Consider the following 16,773-nt stretch of genomic DNA (forward strand, 5'->3'; position numbering starts at 1 on the left):
GGTCAAAAAGACTCGCAAAAGCCCCCTGATCCCCCGACCGAACCCTCAAGACAAGATCAGCATCACTCACAGTCTCCATCGCCGTTGCCACAGACGTTCCTATCTTCGGGTTACATAGTCGTTCGGCCCCCCACCAGCCGTAGTGGACGGTGTTCCAAGAAACGCATCTTCCGCTGTGTGCTGGAATCATGGGCCATCGCAGCGGCAGCGGTAGCAACCTGGTTACGCGACAAATCGATGCCACGCTGCACTTCTTAAGTGTGGCGAACGGTCAGTTTGTGTCGCGAAAACGGAAAGAATCTTCGGAAAAGGGCGGTTCGCTTTCCCGGCAACACCCGCAATCAGCTAGGGACCTGTTGGGAAGAGCAGTATTTCCAGCTCGCGCATGTCCACTAGCCGGCGCTCATTGAGTTGGTCTTCGTGGATCCAAAAGAGTCCCGCCTTCGGCATGGTCTGCGTGACGGTTCCACGATGCACAAGAACTCCTTTCGACCAAGCTTCAATGGTGTCCCCTTGCGCCAAATCCGTGCATCGGACGATGAGTATCTGTTGGTTGGCCGTCACAGTGTGGTCCTTTCCCTGTGTGGAACTTGAGCTGAATCACGAGGGCGGGTGACCAGGATGGCCACCGTTGCGGCACCAATAAGGCCAAGGACCCACCAGGGGAAACCTGGATCTGATGCTTGACTAGGCATTGCCTGCGGGCTCTCGGCACTGGGGGCTTCCGTGCGTTCGCCGCGGACGAGCAGGCGATGGCTGTTGACGCCGGTAGGGGTGCAGGTGATGAGAGTTACATAGTCCTTGCCGGGAACCTTTCGGAGTGCGTCCGTTTGATCGGGCAAGACTGTTTGGATGGAGTCCACTTTGTAGTAGATGGTCTGGTCCAGGACGCTGATACTGAAGGTTTCTCCTTTAGCGACTTTGTGGAGGTTCTCGAAAAGGGTTGCACTGACGAAGCCGGAATGCGCGCTGAGGACACTATGCGTCCCCTCTCCACCAACTGGCAGCGCCGAACCGAACAGGTGACCGGCGCCCTTGGACAGCGAGTCCTCGTCGGTGCCGTGGAAGATCGGCAGGTCGGCATGGATGGAGGGAATACTGATCCGGCCCATCATTCCACCGGGGCCCACGTCCAGCAGATTCTGGTAGGCATCGGATCCTGCCCCGATGGTGGTCTGTTTGCCCTCGTCATTGAGGGAGTAGGGGTCTCTGAGAGGTCCGGAAGGAAGGTCTTGGTTGAACTTCTTTGCCGCGTCAAGGATGGACTTTTTGGCAGAGGGGTTCAGGTTTTCCACTGTGTCTACGTAGCCACTGATCTCAGTGGCGTGCACCCGGTCGGAAAACCAGGCAGCTGCCGTTGGGTAGAGCAAAATTCCGACACCTAAGATGGCGATCAGGACTATGAGGATTCGTTGTTTGCTCCACGATCCGATGACTCGGCCGAGGTCGCGTCGGGAAGGGGTTTGGATATGAGTCATCTGGGTCCTGTGGCGGAGGGGTGTAGTGCTGAAACTTCAAAGTGGGGAAGATCGCCGAAAACGATCTTCCCCACTTTGGCTAGATGGGAGTCACTGTTGCGGCTCCCAAGGTGTTAGCTGTTGGTGGTCTTGCGGTTCCGGACGAACAGCAGTCCTGCGCCGACGACCAGGAGTGCTCCGGCTGCGTAGAGCAGGCCGGTTCCGACGCCACCGGTGAGGGGCAGTTCGAAGCCGCCGTTGGACGGGATGTTCTTGACGCTCAGGTCAATGCCGACCGTGGTGGTTGCTGAGTTGATCAGGAAGGAGATCGGCTCGGCGAGCAGTTCGTAGCCTGCCGGGGCGGTGGTCTCGACCAGGTAGTAGGTTCGGTAGTCGGCCGAACCCGGTGCTACGGCTGCGCCATCTGCCCAGTCCGAGTAGCGCAGACCGGAGATGGTCAGGGTGCCATCGGCGGCGACGGTGAAGACACTCTGGCCGTTGAGCACGACCGGGTTGGTGCCGGCCAGTGCGTCAGCTTCGTTGGTGTAGACCGAGAAGGACGCACCAGCCAGGGCGGTGCCGTTCTCGTTGACCTTCTGCAGCGTCATTTCGCCCCATTTGGTCACGACCGGAGGCGTCACGATCGGGCCGCCGGGCTGGCCCGGGGTGATGGTGAAGCTGGGCAGGTTGGGGTAAACGAGGGCTTCGTTTTCGATTTCACCGATGGTGTTGACGGTGGTGTTCACCACGACCTGAACGCGGGTGTCCACGTGTGCGGCCAGGACGGCCAGGCCTGCGGGGGTGAAGACAACAGAGACCGTGTTCGTTGCTGCATCGAAGACGACGTTGTAGTCGGTGCCTTCGGTGATGACGGTGCCATCAAGCAGGGTAGCGGTGGCGCCGACGTAGGTCAGCTTGGGATCGAGAACGTCCACGATCTTGTAACCATCGATGACAGCTTCGTTGGGGATGTCACCGGTGATGGTGAAGTCGATCTGGTCGCCGAGCTTCACGTCGGGGGCGTCCGTGACGGTCTTTTCTGCCCCGGCAATGGAGTTCTTCGGGTAGACGTGAACATCGTAGATCCAGTTGTCCTGGTTATCCGGGTCCGTCAGGGGAACCGATACCAGGAACGGGGCCGCGGGAGTCACGCCGGCCGGGTAGTTGGTCTCAGTGACCAGGTACAGGCCCACGGGAAGATTCGCGAACGATGCCGTGCCGTCAGCAGCGGTGGTCTGAGCCTGCCCTGCACCCAAGGTGTAGCCGGCACCGGTAATGGAGCCTTCAGGATCGGCCGGCGCGAAAACGCTGCTCAGGTTATGCGCCGCGTCCCAACCAGCGTTGGTCGACAAGTCAATGGTATTGACCTGCTGAATCGTGAACTCAATGCCACCCAACGGCGTCAACCCGGAGGTGTCAGGTACCGGTTGTGCGAAGTTGCTGCCGCCGTCGCCTCCGCCGTTTCCGCCGCCATTGCCGCCGCTCCCGGGTAGCGGTTTTTCAAATTTGTGGACTGTGATGGAACCGGTCTGGTCGCCATCCACCAAGGGTGCTGCCGAGGCCGGTGCGACGGAGAAGGACATGGCCAGCACCGCCCCGGCTATAGTTGCGGCGGCGGTTTTCCACAGCCGCAAGGAGCTTGGATTACTCACTTTGTATCTTCTTTCTATTGATGGTTCGGATGCTCGGGAGTGAACATTCTGTGTTCCGGGACTGCCGCGCTAGCGGCCTCCGGGAGGCCTAAGTGATGGTGATGTTTCGGCGACGCACGCTGGCCAGTCCCAGGCCGAGGGCCGTGAGGACGAGAACCGATCCGGTTGCGGTGAAGGGCCACCAGCCGATGCCGCCGGACTCGGGCATTTCCAAAGCAGGTACGTCGCGCACGGTAAGGAGGAATATCCCATCACCGTCGCTGTCACCGCTGGTCACGATGCCCGGACCGCTGCCTTGTCCGACTGTCACCGCGCCGTTAGCTGCAACGGTGAATTGCACAGGTTCGGCCAACAGGTTGAACCCTTCAGGTGCCGTGGTCTCTTCGAGCCAATAGATACCGGGTTTGATTCCCTCGAGTTGGAACAAACCTGTTTCGCCTGCGACCGCAACCGCGGTTGGGCTTACAAGGGCAGGTCCGGGGACGCCATTGTTGTTGGTGTAGATCGTCCAGGACGAGCCGGCCATTCTGACCCACTCCTCGTTAGAGGATTCACCGATCTTTTCGATGAGGACCTTGGCGGGTGTCTGGTGTGTGGTGATGCAGTCGGGGCCGGGACCAGAGGAGCCTGATTCGGCGCAGGTTTGGGGAGGTGTGCTGCCGCTGCCAGTGACTGTATTAACCAACGTGGCATTCCAGGCACCGGTATTGACTGTCACGCTGTAGCGCAGGGTCGCTGTTTGACCGGCCGGAAGCGTGAAAGCGGCCGTTGTCAATGTTGTTGACGGGGCTACAGGATCCGCCACCGCAACAGGGGTTCCTGTACCTATGGTGAGGGTTGCCGAGCCGGGGACGTACGTGGCATCGTCCAGAACGTCAGCGAGATTGTCCTTGAGGACCACCCCGGTGATGATGCCGCTGAGGCTGGTTGCTGTCACTGCGTAGTTGATGGTCTGGCCTGGCATCACCGACCCGTTCGGGGGAACCGCACCGTTGACTGTCGCCGTCTTCTTAATCGTCCACGCCGGAGGTGCCTTGATCTCTGCATCATCCGTGGCCGTAACCGGAGGCCCTATGGGCGGATTGCCGGTGACCATGGCGGTGTTCGTCAGGATCCCGGTGGTCACATCGCTTTGGGTGACAATGTAGGTGGCCGTGGCAGTTACCGATTGCCCCGCCAGCAGCACGCCGGGCAGTCCAGGCCATGTGTAAGTCAAAGCGGACATGGTGCCCGTGCCTGAGAACTGCGTTTCACTGATCACGACGCCCGTGAGGGTGACGTTGCCGGTGTTCGTGGCGACGAACGTATAGGTGGCAGTTTGGCCGGCCACGAGTGTGGTCCTGTCGACTGTCTTGACCAGTGAGATGGCCGGAACTCCCGCAGGGGCGATGGTGACGATGTAGTCCTCAACTTCGCCTGAATTCGAAGGTCCAATGGGCACCTGGATCTGGGTGGTGTTGTAACCGATCCGGAAGCGCGCATAGGTGGTCCCTGCGGTCATCCCCACGGGGATAGCTGTCCAGTTGAGCGTGGCCGACGTGGCTCCGGCCGCAAAGTTGGCACACGCCCGCTCCGCAGTGTTGTTAAAGAGCCCGTCTTTATTGACGTCGATCCACCCGCACGTGATTCCGGCTTTGCTGGCACCACTGATGGCTACGGTTCTGGAGTAACTGGTGACCCCGGCCGTCATCGGCGCCATGACGACGCCATCGTCCATTTGGTCCAACGCTGCCGTGGCGCTGGCGTTGGGAGACGTCGTGCCGTTGGCCACGTTGGCGTTGTCCTCGGTGATGTTGGCACCCAGCGTGACATCGGACGTAACAGCCCTCGCGGCGCTGCCTTGATCATAAGACGCCGGAGCATCCCCGAAGTCCTGCGGAACCGTTACGGCCATGAGGAAGTTGTCCTGGTTGTGATCATTGGCATTCGTGACGACGTTATCCGTGTAGCCCGGTATCGAGTTACTGACCGGCACGTGAACGCTGCTGACATCGAAGGTCAGAGTGGTTACAATCCCGTTGATTCGCACCGATCCGCACGCGGCAGTGGCTTCAGCGTCAATGGGATCCGGCGTATCCGTCTGTACATTTGTGGCACAGTTGGTACTCGTATTGTGGTTTGTCGCCGTGATCGAATTGCCGGCGACCGCCAAATTGCCACCTGAGAGCTTCGTCATGGTCAACCCGGCAGTTGTTAGGTTCAAAACAGAATGAAGCTGGGACTGTAGATCGATAGTTCCGTCTTTGCCAGTGTCCTGAAAGACGTTGCCGCCTAGTCCAGCAATGTTCAGCACCGGGTTTCTGACCGGTTGGCTAAAGGCAACAGTGACTGTGCCCAGACCCGAACACGATCCACTGGCCGGGCAGTTGTTCACGGCGTCGGTCCAGAACTCGACGGCGGGAGAAGTGGCGGGGACGCCCTGCGAATAGTCAGAGGCTACATACCCCCGGCTATCCAGCGTCGTCCTGCCCGCCAGGTAGGTCAGACCGGACTGGTCATAGGTGGTAGTCAGGCCTGATCCCGGCATCGTCAGCACGGCCGCTCCGCCTGTGACGTTCGCCGGGGCTGTGGCCACTTCGTAGGCTTGCGCCGGCGCGCCTAACGACAGTCCGCCAAGGACCACCATCAACGCGGCAATAATGGCCGTCGCTCTCCCGCGGGGAAACTTCAATGGAGGTCCTTCCAAGAACTCTTACTCAACCGCTCCAAGGGGAGCGGAACATTTACAGGGCAAAGCCCCGCCCTCAGCAGGGCGAGACTTCACTAAGGGAGTAGCGGGACGGCACAGAATGTGTCGCAAGTTCCTGAAAGTTTTTGAGAGACATCTATCGGGACAGGGTCGAATCCTTGTTTTGCAAGGATTTCGGACTCTGTCAGCCTCGGTCACGAACTGCAATGAGGGCATCTTGCTGATCGTGGAACTCACGAAAACGTGATCGCCCGGTCACTCGCATGCTGCTCAGCAGTTCACCGCTGTGCACTTGGTCCCGCGCGGTCACCAGGTAGGAAAAGCTCCGATAGGCGGTCTCGAACCTTCCGAGACGGCCGATGGGCTGGACGTCCCTCCGGGACAACGGGAGGAACTGGAGCACTTCCAAAGCCTCATTGGTTAGCGATCCGGGGATCAGTTGGACGCCAGTGAGGCGCCGACCCGTTTCGTTGATGATCCACGCCGTGAAAACAACCGTCTCCCCCGGTTTGACCATCCGCCTGTCTGCGGCATACATCAGCACCAAACCGGACCCTTGAGGCCGCCGTTTGAGAAGGCCCCATCTGGAGCTGAGCCGCCGAATACCCTCTACTGCCCTTTGACTTCGCACACCCGTTAAGTGCTCCACGGGCGCCAATCGTGTCGCCACTTGGTCGTCAACAGACCGAGGAAATACTCCGCCCCTCCCGAATACCACCAAGGGTGAGCAATTCGTCAATGTCGCGACACAAATCCCGCACCCAAGGTACTTACTTGACATGAACGACCGAACAGAGATTCTTAGCGGCGACCTCGTTATTACATCCTGTGGACTCCAACATCGCTGGCAAAAAAGCAGCCTTCAAGCGGGATGGAGGCTTGCCAGCGATTGGCTGGTACCAGAAGTCACGGAGACCACGAGGGCGCGAACCCGCGGGGACGAACTCCAGAACGTGATTAAACGGCTGGGCGCGTCCCGCGCTTACCACGGAGTGGGCGTCCGCGAGACCATGATGGACCTTCGCGCCTTCTACACCGTTGCCGATTTGCCGCCGGATGACTCTTCCATGCTTGCGTTGGTCGAGGGGTGGACCGCCGAAACAGAGCGGCTGGAACCAGTCTCCTGCACTGATGTCCGCACTGGGCTTGCGACGTTCGCGCACTTCGAACGGCTCATGTATGACGTGGCTGTGAGTGGATCCCGGGCACAGCAAGCCCAGACCATTGCCTCGCTTCACCTTGACTGGTCCGACCACGGCCATCGTCTTGGCTGGGGCCTGCTTGCAGACGTCGGAAACATCTGCAACCAGGAACTGGCTGCCATCAACGTCTCAGCCGCATACCACCGTGGAAGCATCCACGCCATCATGGAGCGCACCACCCAAAGCTACGAAGCCCTGTTCCGCTGCCGCGAACGCCTCGATGCGCTCACCGCGTGGCCATCCTCAGCGACGACAGTCGACTTCGAACCCGTTCCAACCACCCATGCGGATTTCACGAAAACGACGGCTGCGCTCCGAAGCCGGCGAGGGGCCTGATGCCTCTCGCCGACCCGGCCTTCACGCAGCGACGCAAGCACCGCCTTGCACCGACGGCAGGCCCCGCACATTAGCAACCAGTCCGACCTCTTCAGAAGAATGGCTACGGCAGACCCCGAGCGCATGCTGGAAAGACACTTCATTACATGGTGCGCACGGTTCAAAATAGCCCTTGGCGACTCTGGATTCACCACCGAAACAGGCCATGCCGTCTACCCCGCTCATGGAGTTACCGAGGCCGATGGAACCGTGTGGCTGTCTACCTTGGCATCCTTTGACGGATCCGGGATCCGCGGGCACGTAGAACATAATCCGCACTTCCGGCGCATGCTCATCGATGTAGCCAAATCGCCCGACAGAGCCCCCGACGGGATAGCAATGTTGATCCGCAGAACGCCCTATCAAGTGATTTTCCAGAACACGAAGGAAGCTGGCGGCGACCACATCATCAATGTCGCGTTCATCAACCGGGCACCGCTTAATATCACCCCCCTTTGAACATCTGTTCATAATTTTCCTTGAACAGATGTTCAAGATGCACTAGCCTGCTTCGTATGACCCAAGCCACATTTTCCGATTCCGCCTCCACGCTTTTCATCAACGGCGCCTGGGAGCCGGCTGCTTCCGGCGCAGTGCGCGAAATCCGCAACCCGGCCGACGGTGAGCTGGTCGCCACGGTGTCCGAAGCCGGCCGGGAAGACGCCGAGCGCGCCATTTCCGCCGCCCGCACTGCCTTCGACTCCGGCGTCTGGTCTTCAGTCCCGGCACCCGAGCGCGGCGCGTTCCTGCTCAAGGTCGCCGCGGAACTGCGCGAACGCCGGGAGAAGTTCGCCCGCGCCGAATCCCTGGACACCGGCAAGCGCATCATCGAAAGCCGCATCGACATCGACGACATAGCCGCCTGCTTCGAATACTTCGGACGTCTCGCCGGGCAGTCTGCCGGCCGGGTGGTCGACGCCGGGGACCCCGCCGTCGTGAGCAAAATAGTCTACGAACCGGTAGGCGTCTGCGGCTTGATCACGCCGTGGAACTACCCGCTGCTGCAGGCCGCGTGGAAGATCGCGCCCGCCCTGGCCGCTGGCTGCACCTTCGTCCTCAAGCCCGCCGAGCTGACCCCGTCCACGGCGATCCTTGCCATGCAGTTACTGAAGGACCTTGGCCTGCCGGACGGCGTCGCCAACCTCGTGACGGGCCCGGGAGCCCAGGCTGGCGCGCCCCTTTCGGAGCACCCTGACATCGATCTGGTCTCCTTCACCGGCGGGCTGGAAACCGGCAAGCGCATTGCCGCAGCCGCAGCCGGAACCGTGAAAAAGGTGGCGCTGGAGCTTGGCGGCAAGAACCCCAACGTCGTGTTCGCCGACGCTGACTTCGATGCCGCCGTCGACAATGCGCTGAACGGCGCCTTTGTGCATTCAGGACAGGTCTGCTCCGCCGGGGCACGGCTGGTGGTGGAGGAATCCATTGCCGAGCGCTTCGTTGAGGAACTGGTTCGCAAGGCGCAGGACATTCGCCTCGGTGGCCCCTTCGATGAGTCTGCCGAAACCGGACCACTGATTTCCGCTGCCCACAGGGAGAAGGTGGACGCCTACGTCCAGCGCGGCGTGGCCGAAGGCGCTCGGCTGCGATGCGGCGGCGCGGCACCTGACGGTGAGAAGTTCGACGCCGGCTTCTACTACCAGCCGACCGTCCTGGACCGCGTCCAAAGGGGAATGTCGGTAGTCATCGACGAAGCCTTTGGCCCGGTAGTAACAGTGGAAACCTTCCGTACAGAGGACGAAGCCGTAGCCACCGCCAACGACACCATCTACGGACTGGCCGGCGCCGTCTGGACCCAGGATGCCGGCAAGGCCCAGCGGGTAGCGGGCCGTTTGCGGCACGGCACGGTCTGGATCAACGACTACCACCCCTACCTTCCACAGGCCGAGTGGGGCGGCTTCGGCCAGTCCGGCGTCGGCCGCGAACTCGGTCCCACCGGACTGGGTGAGTATCAGGAAGCCAAACACATGTACCAGAACACCAGCCCTCAGGTGACCGGCTGGTTCGCAGACCACGGCAAGGAGAAATAGATGCACACTGACAACATTGAGGACCTCAGTGAGCGCGGGTTCGACTACGTCATCATCGGCGGAGGATCTGCAGGAGCTGCCGTCGCCGCCCGGCTGAGCGAAGACCCTGCCGTCACCGTGGCCTTGGTGGAAGCCGGACCTGATGACCGGAATCTGCCGGAGATCCTGCAGCTGGACCGCTGGATGGAGCTGCTGGAATCCGGCTACGACTGGGACTACCCGGTGGAACCGCAGGAAAACGGCAACTCGTTCATGCGCCACGCCCGCGCCAAGGTGATGGGTGGCTGCTCCAGCCACAACTCCTGCATCGCCTTTTGGGCTCCCCGCGAAGACCTGGATGAGTGGGAATCAAAGTATGGCGCCACCGGCTGGAACGCTGCTGCCGCCTGGCCCTTGTACCAGCGCCTGGAGACTAATGAGGACGCCGGCCCGGACGCTCCCCATCATGGCGATTCCGGTCCTGTGCACTTGATGAACGTTCCTCCACGCGATCCCACCGGAGTCGCACTCCTGGATGCCTGCGAACAGACCGGTATCCCCCGCGCAAAGTTCAACGACGGCAACACCGTGATCAACGGCGCCAATTTCTTCCAGATCAACCGTCGCTCGGACGGAACGCGTTCCTCCAGTTCTGTCTCCTATATCCACCCCATCGTCGATCGCGAAAACTTCACGCTGCTGACCGGCCTGCGGGCCCGCCAACTGGTGTTCGATGCTGACAAGCGCTGCACCGGCGTCGACGTTGTTGACTCGGCCTTCGGCCGGACGCATCGGCTTTCGGCGCATCGCGAGGTCATCCTGTCAACGGGCGCCATCGATTCCCCCAAGCTCCTCATGCTTTCCGGCATCGGCCCGGCGGCGCATCTCGAGCAGCACGGCATCGAGGTCCTGGTGGATTCGCCCGGCGTTGGCGAGCATCTTCAGGACCACCCGGAAGGCGTGGTTCAGTTCGAGGCCAAGCAGCCCATGGTGCAGACCTCCACCCAGTGGTGGGAGATCGGCATCTTCACTCCCACCGAGGAGGGCCTCGACCGTCCGGACCTGATGATGCACTATGGCTCCGTGCCCTTCGACATGAACACCCTGCGGTACGGCTACCCCACCACGGAGAACGGCTTCAGCCTCACACCGAACGTCACGCATGCCCGTTCCCGCGGGACGGTCCGGTTGCGTAGCCGGGACTTCCGCGACAAGCCCATGGTGGATCCCCGGTACTTCACCGATCCTGAAGGGCACGACATGCGCGTTATGGTGGCTGGCATCCGGAAAGCCCGGGAAATCGCCGCGCAGCCAGCCATGGGCGAATGGACCGGCCGGGAGCTCTCCCCTGGAATTGAGGCTCAGACCGACGAGGAATTGCAGGACTACATCCGCAAAACGCACAACACGGTCTACCACCCTGTCGGCACGGTCCGCATGGGACCTGTAGATGACGACATGTCACCCCTGGATCCCGAGCTGCGGGTCAAGGGCGTTACCGGGCTGCGCGTGGCCGATGCTTCCGTCATGCCGGAACACGTCACAGTGAACCCCAATATCACGGTGATGATGATTGGCGAACGTTGCGCCGACCTCATTAAGTCTGACTTCGTCCGAGCCAACCGGACGGAGGAAACCACGACGGCGGAAGCCGACTTCAGCTTGTCCCTCGCCTGAACAGGCACCCTGCTTTTAGACCTACGCATCAACCAATGGGGGAACAGCCCGAGGCACATCGTGGTGCCCGGCCTTTGATTTCGACTGCGTCCAACGGCGGCCGCAGATAATCACCATTCGTGCATGTCTGAATTAGGAGTTCGAATGTTAGAACCCAGCAAAATAGGACCCTGCAAGAGCGATGCCAGCGGCATGGACGAGTTTGGCTATGCCCAAACCCTTGACCGCAGCATCGGAAAGTTTGCCAGCTTCGCCGCCGGCGTCAGCTACATCTCCATCCTCACCGGCGTTTTTCAACTGTTTTACTTCGGATTTTCGACGGCGGGACCCGCCTACGCCTGGTCGTGGCCCATCGTTTTCGTCGGCCAACTCATGGTCGCCCTATGCTTTGCGGAACTAGCCGGACGCTATCCGGTGGCCGGTTCGGTCTACAACTGGGCAAAAAGGCTCTCGACCGGAACGTGGGCCTGGTTGGCGGGCTGGCTGCTGCTGCTGTCCTCGATCATGGCGCTGGGGTCTGTGGCCTTGGCCCTCCAAATCACCTTGCCGCAGATCTGGAGCGGTTTCCAGTTGGTGGGCGATGGATCAGGTCCGTACGACTTTGCCGTCAACGGGGTCATTCTGGCCAGCATCATGATCGGCATTTCCACGCTCATTAACGCCTTCGGCGTGAAACTCATGACCATGATCAACAGCGTGGGCGTGTTCGTGGAACTCGTTGCGGCCGTCCTGCTCATTGCAGCACTCATTTGGCATTCAGTGCGCGGACCCGAAGTCCTCTTGGATACCGCTGGATTTGGCGAAGAGCATCCCCTGGGCTTCTTCGGTGTGTTCCTCATTGCCGCTATGGCTTCCGGCTACGTCATGTACGGATTCGACACCGCAAGTTCCTTGGGAGAAGAGACCAAGGACCCAAAGCGGACGGCTCCCCGGGCGATCCTGCGCGCCGTTACGGCATCCTTCATCTTGGGAGGGTTGCTCCTCCTCGGTGGAATCCTGGCCGCACCCGATCTTTCCGACCCCAAGCTCGGAGCCGCTGATGGCGGGCTGCAGTACATTGTGTTGTCGGTGCTGGGTGGTCCCTTCGGCAAGGCGTTCCTGGCATGCATCGTCGTAGCTGTGGTGGTCTGTACTCTGGCCGTCCATGCAGCAGCTATCCGGATGATGTTTGCCATGGCCAGGGACAACAACCTTCCCTTCAGCCGTCAGCTCAGCAAAGTGCACCCCACCCGCAAAACCCCCACAGTGGCTGCCATCGTTATTGGCGTGGTCGCAGTGATTCCGCTGATCGTCAACATCTCGCAGCCGGCCATCTTCACCATTCTGTCCAGTATCAGCATCGTCTTGATCTACCTGTCCTATCTGCTGGTGACAGTACCCATGCTGCGGCGAAGGTTCCTGAAGAAGTGGCCCTTGAAGGACGACGGATCGGAACCAGGGTTCAGTCTCGGCAAAAGGGGGCTGCCCGTGAACATCCTTGCCGTACTGTGGGGCGGTGCCATGACGCTGAACCTTGTGTGGCCACGGCCGGAGATTTACAACTCGGTTCCGCCGTTCGAGTGGTACCTGCAGTGGGGTGGCGTAATCTTCGTAGGCACGGTGATCATCGGCGGAACGCTCCTTTACCGCCTCCGCATCAGGCATCGGACAGGCGTCTTGGCCGAACACGCAGCTTCGGTCACGCCCGAGGAGTCGCCCCAAGTGGTAACTCAAAGCTCCTAGCCCACGGGGCTGTCCCACATCTAACGAGCATCCCTTCGCCGGCGTTCAACCGGCGAAGGGATGCCCGCTGCGTTTCTTAACGAGTCTTGTGTTTCTCAAAGACCTGCGGGCTCAGACGAACGCAGATTTACCCGTCACCGCGCGGGCGACGATCATGGAGTTGATCTCGTAACTGCCCTCGTATGTGTACAGGATCTCGGCGTCGCCGAAGAGCTTGGCCATCTCGTAATCGGTGGTGATCCCGTTCCCGCCCAGGAGGGACCTTCCCATCGCAACGGAGGAACGGGCCAGCCGGGTGGTGGTCGCTTTGCACATGGCGGCCTGTACCATCTCGAGCTTTCCGGCCTGCTGGATCCGGGCGAGCTCCACCATCATGGACAGTGAGGCGTTGGCATTGCCCAGGATGTCTGCGAGCTGCTGCTGCACCAACTGGAACCGGGCCAACTCTTTGCCGAATTGCCGGCGCTCCAAAGCGTATGAGCGGGCGATGTCGAAGGCGGCCAATTGAATTCCCGCGGCTTGCCAGCCCACCCATGCCCGGGAATCACGCAGGAGGTCATTGGCGCGGGAAAACTCCGTGGCACCCGGCAGGAGGTTTTCCACAGGAATGCGAACCTCGTCCAACCCGATGTCCGCATTCTGCATGATGCGCAGGCCGATCTTGTTGGAGATCTTGGTGGCTGAGTAGCCGGGCCGGTCCGTCTCGACGATGAAGCCCTTGATATGCCCATCGGCTTCATCCCGCGCCCAGACCAAGGCAAAGTCGGCAATCGTGCCGGCCCCTATCCAGCGCTTGGCACCGTTGATGACCCACTCGCCGCCGTCGCGTCGCGCCGTCGTCGAGAGTCCTCCGGCGATGTCCGATCCGTGATCCGGTTCTGTCAGCGCAAAGGCGCCCAGCTGGGTAAAGGCCTCCAGCCCAGGCAGCCACTTGCGTTTCTGTTCGGGGGAACCGAGCTCGTCAATCATGCCGACGATGAGCTCATTGTGGATGCCCACCAGCGCCGAAAGGGACACGTCCGCCCGAGCAACCTCGGTGTACATGAGGCCCTTGAACAGCTTGGAGGAGCCGTCCGTTTGCAGCCCGCCCAAACCAAACTTCGCCATGTCAGCCAGTAGCCCGAACGGGAATTCTTCCCGGTTCCAGTAATCGATGCTCGCGGAACGGATCCGGGTTTGCAGAAACTCCCTGATCTCGAGATACCGCACACGCTCCCCAGCTGGGAGCAGGTCAATGACGTGCATCAAGTCCGCCTCCGGATAAGGAGGCAGGACGCGTTCTGGTGCCGCATCGCTGGTAACGGTGCCGGCAGCTTTTTCGTCGAGCATTAGACCCCTTCGTCATGTCCCGCATGGGCTCTTCCAAACCCTTGGATGTCCTAGTATATTGCAAGGTGATGTGGATCACTAGACGGGAAGCCCGGCAGCGGCGCCGGGAAACCCGAAGGCGAAAGGCGGACTATGACAGTCACAGAAGACTTCCGCGCGGCCCGCGATCGGCTGCTGGAATTGCGCGAGGACTACAAGCAGGCACACGCTGAATTCCAGTGGCCCCGCTTCGAGGAGTTCAACTTCGCGCTCGACTGGTTCGACCAGGTCGCCGCAGACGAAACCAGGGGTGACCAGCCCGCCCTGGTCATCGTTGAACAGGACGGTAGTTCAACCCGGCGCACTTTCAGGGACCTCTCCCTGAGGTCCTCCCAACTCGCCAACTGGCTGCGGGACCAAGGAGTCAAACGCGGCGAGCACATGATCATCATGCTCGGCAACCAGGTTGAACTGTGGGAACTCATGCTGGCCGGCATCAAGCTGGGCATCGTCATGATCCCCACCACCACCCTCATGGGCGCGCGCGATCTTCAGGACCGGGTGGAGCGTGGCGGAGCCGCTTGGGTGGCGGTAGGAAGTGCCAACATCGGCAAGTTCTCCGACGTCGAGGGCGATTACGCACTGATAGAGGTCGGCCCGGAGAGCACCAACGCGGATGCCAGGCAATATGGTGACTCTTACGACGCCGGCACGGACTTCACTCCCGATACCCCCACCAAGGCGGACGAGACCCTGCTGCTTTACTTCACGTCCGGCACCACCTCACGGGCGAAACTCGTGGAGCACACGCACACGTCCTATCCCGTGGGCCACCTGTCCACCATGTACTGGATCGGCCTGGAACCGGGTGACGTCCACCTGAATGTCGCCTCCCCCGGTTGGGCAAAGCATGCTTGGTCCAACGTCTTCACGCCGTGGATCGCCGAGGCTACCGTCTTCATCTACAACTACCAACGCTTCGACGCGGCTGCCCTCATGGATCAGATGGGCCGCGAAGGCGTCACGAGTTTCTGTGCCCCGCCCACGGTTTGGCGCATGCTCATCCAGGCCGACCTCACCCAGCTCACCGCCCCGCCCCGCAAGGTGGTCTCGGCCGGCGAACCACTCAACGCCGAAGTTATCGGCCAGGTGGAGGAAGCCTGGGGAGTCACCATCCGCGACGGCTTCGGCCAGACCGAGTCCACGGTACAGATCGCCAACACTCCCGCGCAGCCGGTGAAGATCGGCTCCATGGGGCGGCCGCTGCCGGGATACGACGTGGTCCTGGTGGACCCGGTCACCGGGCAGGAGGCCGACGACGGCGAACTCTGCTTGCGCTTGGACCCTCGCCCCGTGGGACTCATGAAGAGTTACTTCGGCGACGAAGCCAAGACGGCCGAAGCCTTCCGCGACGGCTACTATCACACGGGCGACATGGCTAGCCGCGATCCCGAGGGCGTCATCACTTACGTCGGACGCGACGACGACGTCTTCAAATCCTCCGACTATCGATTGTCGCCCTTCGAACTCGAAAGCGTCCTGATCGAACACCCGGCAGTGGCGGAGGCCGCCGTCGTACCTTCGCCTGACGCTGTAAAGCTGTCGGTGCCCAAAGCGTTTGTGGTGTTGGCTGCCGGCTATCAAGCCGGGCCGGCGGTCGCGGAGGACATTCTCAAGTATTGCCGTGAGCATTTGGCGCCGTTCAAGCGCATCCGGCGGCTCGAATTCGGAGAACTGCCCAAGACGATTTCCGGCAAGATCAGGCGGGTGGAGCTGCGTGGGACGGAAGTCGCCAGGCACGGCGACGGCCCGCTCCCCGCAGGTTTGGGCGTCGAATACACCGAGGAAGAGTTCCCAAATCTGAAAGACTAACCAACCGAGCAACCAAAGGAGGCCCATGGGCACGCCACTCCCCCGCGACCCCATTGCCGATGCCCAACGAAACTGGGAAAGGCATGGCTGGGGCGATGTCGCCGCGCCCATGGCTGCCATCACCGCGATCATGCGCACGCAGCAGATACTCCTGGCCCGCATCGAAACGGTGCTCAAACCGTTCGGGCTGACATTCGCGCGCTACGAGCTGTTGGCGTTGCTGAGCTTCGCCCGCAGTGGTGCGCTGCCCATGAACAAAGCCAGCGCCCTCCTGCAGGTTCACCCAACGTCGGTGACCAACGCCGTCGACCGCTTGGAGAAGGCCGCCTTGGTGGCGCGTTCACCTCATCCAACAGATGGTCGCACCACCCTGATCGAGCTCACCGCAGAGGGACGCACCCTCGCAAAGAAGGCGACGGCGGCACTCAATGCAGAGGTCTTCGGCAAGTCAGGCTTCAGACCCGACGACGTCGATCACCTGATCCGTGTACTAGGCACCTTCCGCAGGGACGCCGGGGATTTTACGGAGGAATAGGACGCTCAACGAGCTTTCTATGTTCTGGAGGGGCGGTGTCCGGGCAGGGGTGGGGCTTTGGATTGGTAGCTGTGCCCGGTGGGGGTGCTGATTTCCAGGGTGTGCACGCCCCCGCGCGCGTCAACATGTACGGTTTTGCTGGTCCAGCCGGGGTTTTCCTTGGTGTGGTTGCAGGCTTCGCATAGCCCTGCACCGTTAGTGAGCGTGGTGGTTCCGCCTGAGCGCCACGGAACCACGTGGTCGATGTGCCGGATGGGCGCATCGCAGTACGGTGTTCG

Annotated in this window: 14 protein-coding genes; 7 read left to right on the forward strand and 7 right to left on the reverse strand. The window is 61.2% G+C overall.

Translation table 11 applies throughout. From position 1 onward, the window contains the following. Positions 1 to 345: 345 nt before the first annotated feature. The 5 genes from A477_RS23910 to A477_RS0118890 form a co-directional block, all read right to left on the reverse strand. Complete coding sequence (locus tag A477_RS23910; RefSeq protein WP_286130204.1) at positions 346 to 477, reverse strand: hypothetical protein; 132 nt, start codon at positions 475 to 477, stop codon at positions 346 to 348. 83 nt (positions 478 to 560) lie between these two features. Beyond that, positions 561 to 1,478: a class C sortase gene (locus tag A477_RS0118875; protein WP_017200449.1), complete on the reverse strand. Its 918-nt coding sequence runs from the start codon at positions 1,476 to 1,478 to the stop codon at positions 561 to 563. Between the two features lie 113 nt (positions 1,479 to 1,591). Further along, positions 1,592 to 3,109 (reverse strand): SpaH/EbpB family LPXTG-anchored major pilin, encoded by a 1,518-nt coding sequence (locus tag A477_RS0118880; RefSeq protein WP_026005764.1) that lies wholly within the window; start codon positions 3,107 to 3,109, stop codon positions 1,592 to 1,594. Positions 3,110 to 3,197: 88 nt separating this feature from the next. Beyond that, positions 3,198 to 5,780, reverse strand: coding sequence for a CLIPPER-2 domain-containing protein (locus A477_RS22510; protein ID WP_017200451.1), 2,583 nt, complete (start codon positions 5,778 to 5,780; stop codon positions 3,198 to 3,200). 202 nt (positions 5,781 to 5,982) lie between these two features. Further along, positions 5,983 to 6,345: a hypothetical protein gene (locus tag A477_RS0118890; protein ID WP_157367125.1), complete on the reverse strand. Its 363-nt coding sequence runs from the start codon at positions 6,343 to 6,345 to the stop codon at positions 5,983 to 5,985. A gap of 232 nt (positions 6,346 to 6,577) precedes the next feature. On the opposite strand from A477_RS0118890, the gene A477_RS22800 reads away from it, so the two are divergent. The 5 genes from A477_RS22800 (at position 6,578) to A477_RS22520 (ending at position 12,780) form a co-directional block, all read left to right on the forward strand. After that, on the forward strand, positions 6,578 to 7,336 hold the full coding sequence (locus A477_RS22800) for a hypothetical protein (RefSeq protein ID WP_017200453.1): 759 nt from the start codon (positions 6,578 to 6,580) through the stop codon (positions 7,334 to 7,336). A gap of 99 nt (positions 7,337 to 7,435) precedes the next feature. Next, the gene (locus A477_RS0118900) at positions 7,436 to 7,834 is read left to right on the forward strand and encodes a hypothetical protein (protein WP_017200454.1); all 399 of its coding nucleotides are present in this window, start codon (positions 7,436 to 7,438) and stop codon (positions 7,832 to 7,834) included. 56 nt (positions 7,835 to 7,890) lie between these two features. After that, positions 7,891 to 9,402, forward strand: a complete 1,512-nt coding sequence (locus A477_RS0118905; RefSeq protein WP_017200455.1) for an aldehyde dehydrogenase family protein — start codon at positions 7,891 to 7,893, stop codon at positions 9,400 to 9,402. Continuing rightward, positions 9,403 to 11,058, forward strand: coding sequence for a GMC family oxidoreductase (locus tag A477_RS0118910; RefSeq protein ID WP_017200456.1), 1,656 nt, complete (start codon positions 9,403 to 9,405; stop codon positions 11,056 to 11,058). Between the two features lie 144 nt (positions 11,059 to 11,202). Continuing rightward, the gene (locus A477_RS22520) at positions 11,203 to 12,780 is read left to right on the forward strand and encodes an APC family permease (RefSeq protein ID WP_017200457.1); all 1,578 of its coding nucleotides are present in this window, start codon (positions 11,203 to 11,205) and stop codon (positions 12,778 to 12,780) included. A 111-nt stretch (positions 12,781 to 12,891) separates the two neighbouring features. On the opposite strand, the gene A477_RS0118920 is transcribed toward A477_RS22520, so the two are convergent. Beyond that, on the reverse strand, positions 12,892 to 14,109 hold the full coding sequence (locus A477_RS0118920; protein ID WP_017200458.1) for an acyl-CoA dehydrogenase family protein: 1,218 nt from the start codon (positions 14,107 to 14,109) through the stop codon (positions 12,892 to 12,894). A 132-nt stretch (positions 14,110 to 14,241) separates the two neighbouring features. Here A477_RS0118920 and A477_RS0118925 point away from each other — a divergent pair, with 132 nt between their 5' ends. Both A477_RS0118925 and A477_RS0118930 read left to right on the forward strand, forming a co-directional pair. After that, positions 14,242 to 15,960 (forward strand): AMP-binding protein, encoded by a 1,719-nt coding sequence (locus A477_RS0118925; RefSeq protein WP_017200459.1) that lies wholly within the window; start codon positions 14,242 to 14,244, stop codon positions 15,958 to 15,960. 25 nt (positions 15,961 to 15,985) lie between these two features. Next, positions 15,986 to 16,495, forward strand: a complete 510-nt coding sequence (locus A477_RS0118930; RefSeq protein ID WP_017200460.1) for a MarR family winged helix-turn-helix transcriptional regulator — start codon at positions 15,986 to 15,988, stop codon at positions 16,493 to 16,495. 17 nt (positions 16,496 to 16,512) lie between these two features. Here A477_RS0118930 and A477_RS23075 read toward each other — a convergent pair. Continuing rightward, positions 16,513 to 16,773: HNH endonuclease (locus A477_RS23075; RefSeq protein WP_026005765.1), on the reverse strand; the 261-nt coding region annotated here is incomplete at its 5' end.

Origin of the sequence: Arthrobacter sp. M2012083, from assembly GCF_000281065.1 — a bacterium.
In the GTDB taxonomy this organism is placed as follows: Bacteria; Actinomycetota; Actinomycetes; order Actinomycetales; family Micrococcaceae; genus Arthrobacter.

Coding starts and splice junctions, on each gene's coding strand:
- A477_RS0118875 (WP_017200449.1), bottom strand. CDS start 1,478: ATGACTCATATCCAAACCCCTTCCCGACGCGACCTCGGCCGAGTCATC.
- A477_RS22800 (WP_017200453.1), top strand. CDS start 6,578: ATGAACGACCGAACAGAGATTCTTAGCGGCGACCTCGTTATTACATCC.
- A477_RS0118900 (WP_017200454.1), top strand. CDS start 7,436: ATGGCTACGGCAGACCCCGAGCGCATGCTGGAAAGACACTTCATTACA.
- A477_RS0118905 (WP_017200455.1), top strand. CDS start 7,891: ATGACCCAAGCCACATTTTCCGATTCCGCCTCCACGCTTTTCATCAAC.
- A477_RS0118910 (WP_017200456.1), top strand. CDS start 9,403: ATGCACACTGACAACATTGAGGACCTCAGTGAGCGCGGGTTCGACTAC.
- A477_RS22520 (WP_017200457.1), top strand. CDS start 11,203: ATGTTAGAACCCAGCAAAATAGGACCCTGCAAGAGCGATGCCAGCGGC.
- A477_RS0118920 (WP_017200458.1), bottom strand. CDS start 14,109: ATGCTCGACGAAAAAGCTGCCGGCACCGTTACCAGCGATGCGGCACCA.
- A477_RS0118925 (WP_017200459.1), top strand. CDS start 14,242: ATGACAGTCACAGAAGACTTCCGCGCGGCCCGCGATCGGCTGCTGGAA.
- A477_RS0118930 (WP_017200460.1), top strand. CDS start 15,986: ATGGGCACGCCACTCCCCCGCGACCCCATTGCCGATGCCCAACGAAAC.